Origin of the sequence: Oleisolibacter albus (assembly GCF_003336875.1) — a bacterium.
GTDB lineage: Bacteria > Pseudomonadota > Alphaproteobacteria > Azospirillales > Azospirillaceae > Niveispirillum > Niveispirillum album.
Genome location: NZ_QGNJ01000009.1, coordinates 146,655 through 158,339, shown reverse-complemented (window position 1 = coordinate 158,339; position 11,685 = coordinate 146,655). Strand labels below are relative to the sequence as shown.

The window sequence follows — 11,685 nt, the reverse complement described above, 5'->3', positions numbered from 1 at the left end:
TATGGTAGGCTGGTGCATGGCCGAAAACGGCCATGCCGGACTGTCCGTCGCGGTCGCCGTCCTGTTCGTCCAGGCGGCGGTTTCCCGTCGGGGGCGGGTGGGCCGGCGCCACAAACGGGGCATGCCATGACGATCCAAGCGCTTGCGGGCTACGGCCCGTCGGCTGCGCGCCTCTCGGCGTCCAGCTTTTCGGCCACCAGCCTTTCCCTCTCCAGCCTCTCTGTGGCCGGCCTGTCAGCCAGACGGGTCTCGGCCACCAGTCTTTCGGCCACCAGTCTTTCGGCCAGCAGCGTCTCGGCCACCGGTGTTTCCGGGGGCGGCCTTTCCGGAACCGGACTCTCCGGCGGCGGCATCTCGGCAGCCGGCCTGACCGCCTCCCGCCTTACAGCGACACAGTTTTCACTCTCCAGCACGTCCGGCCGCGCGGCCGGTGCGCAATGGGATGAGGTCCGCCTGACGGCGGAGGCCCTGCAGATGTCGGCCAGTGCGCTTGCCGGGGGTGCCCCGGCAGGCACCGCGGCGGCAGCCAGCCAGACCGGCAATCAAGCCAGCGACCAGGCCGGCAATCCGGCCGGTGGTCTGGCCGGTGGTCTGGCGGACGCGGCCAGGGATGCCGTGGCGGCGTTGCAGCGTATTCTCGACGATCCGATGCAGCAGGTGTTCAAGGCCATCGACGCCCTGTCGGCCCAGATGGGCGATGTCTTCCGCGCCCAGGGCTTCTCCGAGCGGGAGGCCACGGCGCTGGCCCGGCAGAGCGGGCCGCTGCTGAAGCTGAAGGCCCTGACCGGCGGCGGGCCGTCGCTGGATCTGCCCCCGGGGCTGGCCCTGGGATTGGAGATGCAGAGGACGACCCTTGTGACCCAGGTGGAGTTCCGCCAGCTGGACCTTCAGGTCAGCCGCAGTGCGGAAGGGGTGTCGCTGGCCGTCTCCGTGCAGTCCATCAGCGTGCGTGCGGAAACCAGCCTGTTCGCCATCGGCCTGAACCAGCAGAAGACCGACCCGCTGATCCTGGATCTCGACGGCGACGGCGTGGAGACGGTGGCCCCCGGCAAGATCTTCGACATCGACGGGGACGGGCGGCTGGACGCCACGGCCTGGACCGGCAGCAGCGACGCCCTGCTGGCGCTGGACCGCAATGGCAACGGCCGGATCGACAACGGCACCGAGCTGTTCGGCGACCAGAACGGGGCGGCCAACGGCTTCGAGGAACTGGCCCGCTATGACGACAATGGCGACCGCGCCATCGACGCCGGCGACAGCGTCTTCACCCGGCTGATCCTGCTGGACGGTGACGGCCGCAGCTGGAGTCTGGCCGAACAGGGCATCGTCCGTATCCGCCTGGACGCGGTGGTGGCCTTGCGCGAGCCCACCACCGGCGGCGAGACCATCGCCCGCGGTCAGTTCGAGCGTGCCGACGGCCGCCGGGGCCGCGTCGACGATGTGCGCTTCGACGCACGGCTGGACCTGACGGTGTGACGGTGGAGAGGCCGGCCGGGGACGGCGGCCGGCCGCCGCCTGTTCTTCCCTGCGCAACGGAGGAACGGGAGGGATGCGGTGTCCGCTGTGCTGCTGCTGGTGCTGTCGCTGCCGCTGGCCTTCGCTGCGGGCATGGCGGCGCAGAAGGGGTCGATCTGCGCCGTGGCCGCCGTCAACGACCTGATGACGGGGAAGGGCGCGCGGCATCTGCTGTCGATCCTGGCCTGTTCGCTGTGGGTGGCGGCGGTGACGGTGCCGCTGCACTGGCTGAACCCGGAGGGGGCCGATCTGGCCTACAGCCTGCCGGTCAGCGGGTCGCTGCTGCTGGGCGGATTGCTGTTCGGGGCCGGGGCGGCCATCAACCGCGGCTGCGCCTTCAGCACCTTGAGCCGCTGTTCCGCCGGTGACCTGTCGCATCTGGCCACGGCGCTGGGCCTGGGGCTGGGGCTGCTGGGCCTGGCCCAGTGGCGCGGGCTGGCGGCGGAGGTGCCGAAGCTGGACCGGCTGAGCCCGTTCGACCGGCCCCATGTCTGGTCGGCGCTGCTGGTGCTGGTGCTGGTCTGGTTCGGCGCCATGCTGATGGCCAAGCTGATCCGGCACCGGGCCTGGCGCGATGCCTGGACCCGCCCGGCCTGGAACCCGTTCGCCGCCACCGCCATCATCGGTGTGGCCGGCGGCACGCTCTATGCCCTGCACGGACCCTGGATGTACACCAGCCTGCTGCCGCGCCTGCTGGGCCAGCCGGTGTCGCCGGACGGGCTGCCGGGCTGGGCCGTGCTGGTGCTGATGCTGGCGGTGCTGGCCGGGGGCGGCACCGCGGCGCGGCTGGCCGGCCGCCGCGGCCTGCGCTTCGCCCCGGCCCGGGCGCTGCGCTGCCTGTGCGGCGGCACCGCCATGGGGGCCGGGGGCGCCCTGGCCTATGGCGGCAACGACGTGCTGGTGCTGCACAGCCTGCCGGCCCTGGCCGCCCATGCCGTGCCGGGCTATCTGGCCATCCTGGCCGGAGCGGCCCTGGTGCTGGGGGGCAAGCGGCTGCTGGGCATGGGTGTCAACCGGTCGCGGCATCCGGCCGGGACGGGGCAGGGGGCGGACGCCAAGCCGGGGCGGATCGCCCGGCCGGGCTGAGCCCCGGGCGGCGGCGACCGGTTCCCGCCCGCTGACCGGGCCGCCTCCTTGGGGGAGGAGGACAGGGGCGTGGTTCCGGCGTATAATGGGGCCTGTGCGGACAACCAGCCGGGGGGGCGGGAATGGATGTCGAGCGCCTGGTGGGCGTGCTGCTGCAATCGGGGCTGTCGCGCAAGGGCATGGGACAGGCTGCCCGCCGCGCCGCCTTCTCCAAGGACGGGCTGATGCTGCTGGCCGGCATCGGCATCGCCGCCTATGAGCATTTCCGCGGGCGGCCGCCCGGCGCCGCGGCGGCGGAGCCGGCCGCGCAGGCGGGGGGCGTGCCGCCGCCCTTCCCCGGTGCCGCCGCCGTGCCGCCGCCCTTTCCGGGCGTGCCGCCGGGCCGGGCGGTTCCGGCGGAGCTGCTGCTGCTGGCCATGGTGACGGCGGCCAAGGCCGACGGGACCCTGGACGCGGCGGAACGCGCGGCGCTGCTGGACCATCTCGACCGCGCCGGGGCCGGCCCCGCCGAACGCGCCGCGCTGGAGCGGATGCTGGCGGCCCCGGCCGATCCGGACGGGCTGGTGGCGCAGGTGCGCGACCGCGCCACCGCGGTGGAGGTCTATGCCGCCTCGCGTCTGGCCATCGATCCCGACACGCCGGCCGAGCAGGCCTATCTGGTCAGGCTGGCCGGGCGGCTGGGGCTGGATGCCGATGCCGTGGCCGAGATCGAGGCGCGGCTGGCCGAGGCCGGCGCCGTCTGATCCGCCCCCGCACGCGGGTCCGCGGCGGACACCGGGGGCAGGAAAGCCGGGACAGAAAGCCGGGACAGAAACCCAGAACAAACACCAGCCGACGGGGACGACACCCATGATCCAATGGTTCTTCCACACCTCCACCAAGCAGGTCGGGCCGCTGGAAGGTCAGGCCGCACTGGATTTTGCCCGCCAGAATCCCGACGCCTATTGCTGGCGCACCGGGCAGCCGGAATGGCTGCCGGTCAAGGCCGTGGCCGAGCTTTGTGCCGATGCCGGTCCCGGCGCCGGCATGCCCCTGCCGCCGCCGCCCACCGCCGGCATGCGCCGCGGCCGGGCCGATGAGATCGACTTCAAGATCTATGGCCAGGAGATGCAGTTCGTCGAGGTCGAACTCGACCATGGCGAGAGCGCCGTGGCCGAGGCGGGGGCCATGGTCTACAAGGACGCGGCCATCGAGATGACCACCATCTTCGGCGACGGCTCGACCGGCGGCGCCGGCGGCGGCTTCCTGGACAAGCTGATCGGAGCCGGCAAGCGCGTCATCACCGGCGAGAGCCTGTTCACCACGGTCTTCACCTATCATGGCGGCGGCAAGGGACGGGTGGCCTTCGCCGCCCCCTATCCCGGCACCATCCTGGCCCTGAGGCTGTCGGACCTGGGCGGCCGGCTGATCTGCCAGAAGGACAGTTTCCTGGCCGCGGCCAAGGGCGTGTCGGTGGGCATCCAGTTCCAGCGCCGCATCCTGACCGGCCTGTTCGGCGGCGAGGGCTTCATCATGCAGAAGCTGGAGGGCGACGGCTGGGTGTTCGTGCATGTGGGCGGCAGCGTGGTCGAGCGCACCCTGCGCCCCGGCGAGGTGCTGCATGTGGACACGGGCTGCCTGGCGGCGCTGACGCCGGAGGTGGAGTTCGATCTGGTGCAGGTGGGTGGCGTGAAGTCGGTGCTGTTCGGCGGCGAGGGCCTGTTCTTCGCCACGCTGCGCGGCCCCGGCCGGGTCTGGATCCAGAGCCTGCCCTTCTCGCGTCTGGCCGGCCGCATGCTGAGCGCCGCCGCCCCCGGCGGCAGCAAGGGCGAGGGCAGCGCGCTGGGGCCGCTGGGCAATCTGGTCATGGGCAACCGGGACTGAGGTGCCGGGGGCGCCGACGTCCGGGGTGGACGGCCTCAGCCCTGCATGGGCTGCAGCGCCGTCCCCGTCCAGACGAAGTAGCGGGGCTGGCCGTCGGCATCGGCGATGAACAGGCGGCTGTCGCGGTCGAAGCGGGCGCCGCCGCGCGTCTGCGGCCCCAGCAGCACGCGCCCGTCCCGGGCATCGACGAAGGCCCATTGCCGGCAGGTGGGGCCGCAGGGCCAGTGGGCCACGGCCAGATGGCCGGCGAAGGCCGGCCCGCGCTGCGCCGCCTCGGCCAGTCGGGTGCGGTAGCGCGCGGCCTGGGGATGGCTGGACAGATCGGGCGCCGGCCCCGGCCCCTTGACCAGGAGATAGGGCGGGTACTGGGCGAAGGCGGGCGTCACCCGCAGCACCGGCGGCGGCAGCAGCGCCGCCTGCCGGCTGCGGCCCCCGGAAGGGGCGGACGAGTCGGCGGCGGAGCCTGTGGCGGGGCCAGTGGCGGGACCGGCGGCGCAGCCGGCGAGCAGGGCCGTGAGCAGACAGAGACCGGAAAGCCGAAGGGCGGAAGGCATGGCCGTCCCCGTGCGCCGCGGTTGCCATCCGCGGAGGATGGCCGCCGCGCGGGCCGTCAGCGGTCGGGGGCGGCGGGGTCCGCCGGGATCTCGTTGATGCGGTAGCCGCCATATTCGACCGGCTGGTCGGCCACGGCGGCGGCCAGCACGGACAGAACCGACAGGGCGCAGAGGATCAGCAGCGGGAGCACGTAGAGGCGGGAGGTCGACATCGCAGGTCTGGGGGATGCTGTCTGTTGCGGGGCTGGGCGGCGGCCGGGTGGTGACCACCATCAAGCTAAAGCAGAATCGTAACGGCGGCGTAAAGACCACGCCGCCGCTTGGATGGAAAATACCACTCCAGGGCTGTGACGGAAATGTGGCGGGGGCCACGCATGGCGCCTCGGCGGGGCCGCGGGCGGAGTCGCCAGCCCGGACGCACGGGTCCGGCCGGCCGGGTCCGGGGCCGGGGTCCTGCCCTGGCCGCGGTGTCCGCCCCGACTCGCGCCTGTCCCTGCGCAGGACCCTGCGCAGGGCCGGGAGAGGTGCGCGGCATCAGGCCGGCGGCGGGGCGGGGCGGCAGGGCGGCCCATCAGAGACGGCCCATCAGAAGGGCAGGGCCAGGCCGACGCGCAGCGTGCGGTCGCCCACATCCAGCCGGCTGTCGAAACGCAGGGGCAGGCCGCCGGTCTGGGCCTTGAAGTTCAGGGAATCGCCGTGCACGCCCCAGCCCATATCCACCTGGGTCTCACCGATCAGGGTGTTGGCCGACCCGGACAGGGCGCCGTCGCTCTCATCCTCACGCGGGCGCGCCGGCTCGCCGCCGAGGCGGAGGTCGGGGGCCTCCGGCCCGCGGGTGCCGGGGATGGGCAGCAGGTCCAGCCGCACCGGCTGGCCGGGCTTCGCTCTGGCCGCCGCGGGCTTCGCGGGGGCGGGGGCCGTGGCGGGGTGGGCGGCGGGGGGCATGGCGGTGGGCGTGACGGGGTGGGCCGCCCGCTCCCGCGCCTGGGCCGGCGGCGGGGCGGCCAGGGACAGGCAGAGGAGGGACTGGCAGAGGGACAGGCAGAGGGCCGGCCCGGCGGGCCGCCGCCATGCGATCCGGTTCCGTGCCGCCCGGTCGTCCCGCTGGACCATCGACCATCCCCCCGGTTGGTGCGCCGTGCCGTCCGCAGGCCGGACCCCGCCGGCTCCGGTCCCCTGTGCAGGGCACCCGGTCCCTGGGCATGACACCCGGCCCCTGTGTATGACACCCGGAGGGGGCAAAGGTTCCCGCGGTTCTTGCGCGCGGCGCCGTATGGTCACACCATGCCCGCCGCACCGGCCGTCCGGCCGGGTCCCCCCTCTGTGCGGAGATGGTGCCATGGCCCAGACGACCCGTATCGAAACCGACAGCTTCGGCCCGATCGAGGTGCCGGCGGACCGGTACTGGGGGGCGCAGACGCAGCGGTCGCTGCAGAACTTCAGGATCGGCGGCGAGCGCATGCCGGCGCCGCTGGTGCGGGCGCTGGGCATCGTGAAGAAGGCGGCGGCCCAGGCCAACATGGCGCTGGGCGCCCTGGACCCGGCGCTGGGCGCCGCCATCGCCCAGGCGGCCGACGAGGTCATCGACGGCACGCTGATCGACCATTTCCCGCTGGTGGTGTGGCAGACCGGGTCCGGCACCCAGACCAACATGAACGCCAACGAGGTCATCGCCAACCGCGCCATCGAGCTGCTGGGCGGCGAGATGGGCTCGAAGACGCCGGTCCACCCCAACGACCATGTCAACCGCGGCCAGTCCTCCAACGACAGCTATCCCACGGCCATGCACATCGCCGCGGCCGAGCAGATCCACCATGCCCTGATCCCGGCGCTGGAACAGCTGCACGGGGCGCTGGACGCCAAGGCGCACGCCTTCGCCGACATCGTGAAGATCGGCCGCACCCATCTTCAGGATGCCACGCCGCTGACGCTGGGCCAGGAATTCTCCGGCTATGCCCAGCAGGTGGCCTATGGCATCGCGCGGGCCAAGGCGGTGCTGCCGGCGCTGCTGCGGCTGGCCCAGGGCGGCACGGCGGTGGGCACCGGCCTCAACGCCAGCCGCGGATTCGACGTGGCCTTCGCCGACCGGGTGGCCGACATCACCGGGCTGCCCTTCGTCACCGCGCCCAACAAGTTCGAGGCGCTGGCCGCCCATGACAGCATCGTCGAGGCCTCGGGCGTGATGAACACGCTGGCCACGTCGCTGATGAAGATTGCCAACGACATCCGCCTGCTGGGCAGCGGCCCGCGCTGCGGCATCGGCGAGATCAGCCTGCCGGAGAACGAGCCGGGCAGCTCGATCATGCCGGGCAAGGTCAACCCGACCCAGAGCGAGGCCATGACCATGGTCTGTGCCCAGGTCATGGGCAACCATGTCACCATCACCTATGCCGGCGCCACCGGGCATTTCGAACTGAACGTGTTCAAGCCGGTGCTGATCTACAACCTGTTGCAGTCGATCCGGCTGCTGGCCGACGCCAGCCGCAGCTTCACCGACAAGTGCGTGGTCGGCATCGAGGCCAACCGCGCCCGCATCGAGCGGCTGGTGCAGGACAGCCTGATGCTGGTCACCGCCCTCAACCCCCATATCGGCTATGACAACGCCGCGAAGATCGCCAAGAAGGCCCATAAGGACGGCACCACCCTGGTGCAGGCCGGCATCGAGCTGGGCCTGCTGACCGAGGACCAGTTCAAGGCCTGGGTCAACCCGGCCGACATGATCCGGCCGGGGTGAGGGGGGAAGACAAGGGTGGTTGGTTTGTGGGGGCGTGTCCGCTCTCCACCCCCGTCTTTCCACCACTCGGATGGACGACCCGTCGGCGGGCACTGCGACAAACGTCGTGTCCGGAAAACCGTCCGGCACACAGCCCGTCAGGATTTCCAGTGTGCATACACATTTCCCGACAGATGTGGAGTAGGCCAGCAAAGGATCGTTCGCGTGACAGCGACCAAGGGGGGGCTGTGCATGGGGGCGGTTTGGATCTCATAGGATAGAAAGACGGCTGTTCTATTGAATTTTCTTTGTAATATCCCTCGCGTAATTATTTCGCTTTACCAATTTGTGGTGTTGGCCAAATGATATCTCTCAGTCTCAACAATAGAATTTAAAAGCTTAAGCTCTTCCACCAGCCCGCTGTGATTGGCATCAATGGGGTCATATTCTAAAACCTTTAGGTTCCTATTTTCCCGTAAAGACCGCTTTCTTTCATTGCTTAATCCAGTAGAGGTTACAAAAAAATGGGGAGCGTGCTCTTGATACCGAAAATTTTGGTTCTCAAGCAAAAGATTAATATCCGGATCATGTATGCCGCAGCCCAGAAAAATAAAGGTATGAGACAGAAGCGCGGCATCAAAAGCTTGATAGAACGCTGCATTATAAATTCTTGCCTTTGAATAATCCTGCTGAGTAAAAATTAATTTTAACGTATTGTCAAGATTCCCGTGTACTTTTACTATATATCGGCCATTGCCTCGTAAAAATTCTTCCACATCTTCATCGTAGTAGTTTTTAACAATGTGCGAGCCTCTGTGAATATTATCGGCATGGCGTTCATATATGCCATCAAAGTTAAGAGTAAAAACAATTCTACCGTCCAGTTTCAAAATTTGATCATGTATTTCTGCGGCCGCATAGCCTGGGGTCGAAAACGTATCCCTGAGATATTTCACCCAGCGCGAATCCCATCTCTTCTTCAGCCACTCGCAAGCATGTAGGTAGTCGCCGGTGTCCAATGCTTCTTGAATGACATTGATATTGTCTTTAGTCGGGCAATCTTCGGCGGCTCGGACAAGAAATTCGCGCCATAAAGGAGGGCGCTTTCCGTCTTTTCCTACAGAATGACGGGAAATTCCACTGCCTATTACCAGCACGGCGCGCCGACGCGCCAAATCCGAGGCAACCTCTGACCAGTCTATACTCATTTGGTGCGCTCCAGAAAACCACTGGAGACGTTCTTGAAGATTTCAAGAGCATCCTTGACTTTTGCGAAATGCGCACCAACGACGCCGTCACTCGCATTCAGCCCAAAGATCGGGGTGTGATTTGATTGAGACATAGGTACTAAGCTAAATAAATTAGGTACCGTACCAATTTCCAAGTTTTTTCCGCCAAGCTGCGGAGCAATATTTGTGCTAATAATTATATTATCAATTTTTTGACGAATGTGTTCATATGCCTGAACGGCTCTGCGTTGACCTTCCTTGTCGCGCTTAGCAAGATAACTTTGTGTAACATAACCGATAAACTGTGGTTTTGAATACGGAAGTTGCGGTATGGATTGGGGGCGGCGAGAATTGCGAAGACCATTTTCCCACTCTGTCCACCACCCATCAATCCAATGGGCAATATTTTCAAATGCCTTAAGTGAGAAAATATCAAGAGATACTGGGCTCATGAAATAATCAGAGCTAAGCATAATCGATCTATTAATCGCACCAAGCGACGGGCTGACGTCAAATAACACATAGTCGTAGCTGCTAAGTTTTGCGAGCATTTCGGAAAAAGCAAGACTTGTTCTAATGCCTCGAACTTCGCCTGCGCGCGCGTCCCCCCAATCTCTGGCTAATAAATCTTCAGTGAGCGCGAGGCGGGGGTCGCCCGGTAGAACATCTACATTGAACCTCGGAGCCCTTTTTAATTCTATTTTTTCATTATATCCATCGCCCAATGAAAGTGGCTCCAGGATTTTGTATATTGTAAAAGAATCGTCGCTTGAATATAGTTCATTTACTGCGTTATCGTCAAAAAAATATTGAGTTGCATTGCATTGTGGGTCTGCGTCTACTACACAAACTGACTTTTTATAATATGTAGCAATACAGGCGGCTACATTGCACAGGAGTGTTGTCTTTCCAACGCCTCCCTTATTATTAAAAAACGCGACTGATCGCACACGAACCTCCCAACGTAGACGGTCGAACCCTGACTCAAGCCTGTCAAATTAATCATCATAGATGATGTCTGATTATTGGGGATTAGGCAATCGTGTAGAACGGTCGCGACAGAGCGCAAACCGGGAATCCCCTCCTTGCTGTTCTCTGTTGGTCAAACGGAGCTCTGATAAACACTAGAATATGGCTGTTTTTCTCTCGAACTGCCCGAAATCCGTCCGTCCGTTTTCGGCCGATAAACTGACGCCAGACCTCCCTTCAATGGCGGGTCCACCTGATCGTCATCGACATCGCCATCCCCCCCACCCACCTGGACAGCGGCACCGGGGAGGTGGTAGGCGGCGGGGGTTGGATTCGATGCGAGTGGGATGCCCATGACTGCGACTCTGGATGCTGTTTCTGCCGACTCCGTGCGCGCCTCCGGCGAGGCGGGGGGCTGTTGTGGCCGCTGCGGGGAGGGGCACGGTGCGGGCCATGATCACGGCGGTGGCCACGGCGGATGTCATGGCGAGGGTCACGGCGGCGGCGCCGGCAGTGCGGGGGCTGGCGGTGCGGGGTCTGGCCGTGCGGGGGATGATGCCCGCTGCAACGACGGCGCTGGCGCTCGTGACGCTGCCGTGCCGGGGGCTGCTGCGGGGGCCGTGGCGGGGGGCGTGCTAGGGGTGTCGCCGGGCGCCGTGGTGCGGCATGACTGGACGCGGGCGGAGATCGCGGACCTGTTCGCGCTGCCGTTCCCGGAGCTGATGTTCCGGGCGCAGAGCCTGCACCGGGCCTTCTTCGATCCGCGGGCGGTGCAGATCTCCACCCTGCTGTCGATCAAGACCGGCGGCTGCCCCGAGGATTGCGGCTATTGCCCGCAAAGCGCCGAGGCCGGGCTGAAGGCCTCGCGCCTGATGCAGGTGGAGGCGGTGCTGGCCGAGGCGCGGGCGGCCAAGGCGCGCGGCGCCGGCCGCTTCTGCATGGGCGCCGCCTGGCGCTCGCCCAAGGACCATGATCTGGAGACGGTCTGCGCCATGGTCGAGGGGGTGAAGGCCCTGGGCCTGGAAACCTGCGTCACCCTGGGCATGCTGCGCCCGGATCAGGCCGGGCGGCTGAAGCAGGCCGGGCTGGACTATTACAACCACAATCTCGACACCTCGCCCGAATTCTATGGCCAGATCATCACCACCCGCACCTATCAGGACCGGCTGGACACGCTGGCCGCGGTGCGCGATGCCGGCATCAATGTCTGCTGCGGCGGCATCGTCGGCATGGGCGAGGACCGCGACGACCGCGTCGGCCTGATCCACAGCCTGGCCACCCTGGCGCAGCACCCGGAGAGCGTGCCCGTCAACCTGCTGGTGCGCGTGGACGGCACCCGGCTGGCCGGGGCCAAGGACCTGGACCCGTTCGAGTTCGTGCGCACCGTGGCCGTGGCCCGCATCACCATGCCCGCCAGCATGGTGCGCCTGTCGGCCGGCCGCGAGGCCATGGGGCCGGAGATGCAGGCCCTGTGCTTCCTGGCCGGGGCCAACAGCATCTTCTATGGCGAAAAGCTGCTGACCACGCCGAACCCCGAGGCCGACAAGGACATCGCCCTGCTGCACGCGCTGGGCATGGTGCCGATGGGGGCCTGAGCGGGGCTTGCCGGGGTCGGGGGACACGGGACGGACGCCGGGCGCGGACGGACGGGAATGGTCCGGGTGCGTCCGGGGCGGGGTCTTCGTGCTCTCCGCGGTCGCTGGGGCCGCGCGGGCCGGAACTAATCGGCAAGAGTGCCGAAACTATAGGCTGTGGG

The 11,685-nt window shown here is 67.0% G+C and carries 11 protein-coding genes; 6 read left to right on the top strand and 5 right to left on the bottom strand.

The genetic code is table 11. From position 1 onward, the window contains the following. Nucleotides 1-126: 126 nt before the first annotated feature. From DK368_RS13980 to DK368_RS13965, 4 genes are all read left to right on the top strand, one after another. Complete coding sequence (locus DK368_RS13980) at nucleotides 127-1,476, top strand: hypothetical protein (protein WP_155524580.1); 1,350 nt, start codon at nucleotides 127-129, stop codon at nucleotides 1,474-1,476. A 78-nt stretch (nucleotides 1,477-1,554) separates the two neighbouring features. After that, a complete protein-coding gene (locus tag DK368_RS13975) occupies nucleotides 1,555-2,601 on the top strand; it encodes a YeeE/YedE thiosulfate transporter family protein (RefSeq protein ID WP_155524579.1) in 1,047 nt (348 codons plus the stop codon). A 122-nt stretch (nucleotides 2,602-2,723) separates the two neighbouring features. After that, on the top strand, nucleotides 2,724-3,344 hold the full coding sequence (locus tag DK368_RS13970; protein ID WP_114394569.1) for a tellurite resistance TerB family protein: 621 nt from the start codon (nucleotides 2,724-2,726) through the stop codon (nucleotides 3,342-3,344). 106 nt (nucleotides 3,345-3,450) lie between these two features. Then, nucleotides 3,451-4,464, top strand: a complete 1,014-nt coding sequence (locus DK368_RS13965; protein WP_114394568.1) for an AIM24 family protein — start codon at nucleotides 3,451-3,453, stop codon at nucleotides 4,462-4,464. Between the two features lie 35 nt (nucleotides 4,465-4,499). On the opposite strand, the gene DK368_RS13960 is transcribed toward DK368_RS13965, so the two are convergent. The 3 genes from DK368_RS13960 to DK368_RS13955 all read right to left on the bottom strand — a co-directional run bounded on the left by DK368_RS13960 (nucleotide 4,500) and on the right by DK368_RS13955 (nucleotide 6,131). Continuing rightward, complete coding sequence (locus DK368_RS13960; protein ID WP_114394567.1) at nucleotides 4,500-5,018, bottom strand: hypothetical protein; 519 nt, start codon at nucleotides 5,016-5,018, stop codon at nucleotides 4,500-4,502. Nucleotides 5,019-5,074: 56 nt separating this feature from the next. Then, nucleotides 5,075-5,230 carry a hypothetical protein gene (locus tag DK368_RS21430; protein WP_155524578.1) on the bottom strand — a complete coding sequence of 52 codons (156 nt, stop codon included), beginning with the start codon at nucleotides 5,228-5,230 and terminating at the stop codon, nucleotides 5,075-5,077. 373 nt (nucleotides 5,231-5,603) lie between these two features. Then, complete coding sequence (locus DK368_RS13955) at nucleotides 5,604-6,131, bottom strand: hypothetical protein (protein WP_114394566.1); 528 nt, start codon at nucleotides 6,129-6,131, stop codon at nucleotides 5,604-5,606. 226 nt (nucleotides 6,132-6,357) lie between these two features. Between DK368_RS13955 and fumC the strand changes: the two genes are divergently transcribed. Continuing rightward, a complete protein-coding gene (gene fumC, locus DK368_RS13950; protein WP_114394565.1) occupies nucleotides 6,358-7,752 on the top strand; it encodes a class II fumarate hydratase in 1,395 nt (464 codons plus the stop codon). Between the two features lie 317 nt (nucleotides 7,753-8,069). Here fumC and DK368_RS13945 read toward each other — a convergent pair whose 3' ends face one another. Then, nucleotides 8,070-8,939, bottom strand: a complete 870-nt coding sequence (locus DK368_RS13945) for an SIR2 family protein (RefSeq protein ID WP_114394564.1) — start codon at nucleotides 8,937-8,939, stop codon at nucleotides 8,070-8,072. Continuing rightward, the gene (locus DK368_RS13940; protein WP_114394563.1) at nucleotides 8,936-9,910 is read right to left on the bottom strand and encodes a ParA family protein; all 975 of its coding nucleotides are present in this window, start codon (nucleotides 9,908-9,910) and stop codon (nucleotides 8,936-8,938) included. Before DK368_RS13940 ends, DK368_RS13945 begins: the two co-directional genes overlap by 4 nt. A 615-nt stretch (nucleotides 9,911-10,525) precedes the next feature. On the opposite strand from DK368_RS13940, the gene bioB reads away from it, so the two are divergent. Beyond that, nucleotides 10,526-11,524 (top strand): biotin synthase BioB, encoded by a 999-nt coding sequence (gene bioB, locus DK368_RS13935; RefSeq protein ID WP_420818902.1) that lies wholly within the window; start codon nucleotides 10,526-10,528, stop codon nucleotides 11,522-11,524. Nucleotides 11,525-11,685 lie beyond the last annotated feature (161 nt).

Excerpts from the sequence above, each read along its gene's own strand:
- DK368_RS13980 (WP_155524580.1), top strand. The coding sequence starts at position 127 with ATGACGATCCAAGCGCTTGCGGGCTACGGCCCGTCGGCTGCGCGCCTC.
- DK368_RS13970 (WP_114394569.1), top strand. The coding sequence starts at position 2,724 with ATGGATGTCGAGCGCCTGGTGGGCGTGCTGCTGCAATCGGGGCTGTCG.
- DK368_RS13965 (WP_114394568.1), top strand. The coding sequence starts at position 3,451 with ATGATCCAATGGTTCTTCCACACCTCCACCAAGCAGGTCGGGCCGCTG.
- DK368_RS13960 (WP_114394567.1), bottom strand. The coding sequence starts at position 5,018 with ATGCCTTCCGCCCTTCGGCTTTCCGGTCTCTGTCTGCTCACGGCCCTG.
- DK368_RS21430 (WP_155524578.1), bottom strand. The coding sequence starts at position 5,230 with ATGTCGACCTCCCGCCTCTACGTGCTCCCGCTGCTGATCCTCTGCGCC.
- DK368_RS13955 (WP_114394566.1), bottom strand. The coding sequence starts at position 6,131 with ATGGTCCAGCGGGACGACCGGGCGGCACGGAACCGGATCGCATGGCGG.
- fumC (WP_114394565.1), top strand. The coding sequence starts at position 6,358 with ATGGCCCAGACGACCCGTATCGAAACCGACAGCTTCGGCCCGATCGAG.
- DK368_RS13945 (WP_114394564.1), bottom strand. The coding sequence starts at position 8,939 with ATGAGTATAGACTGGTCAGAGGTTGCCTCGGATTTGGCGCGTCGGCGC.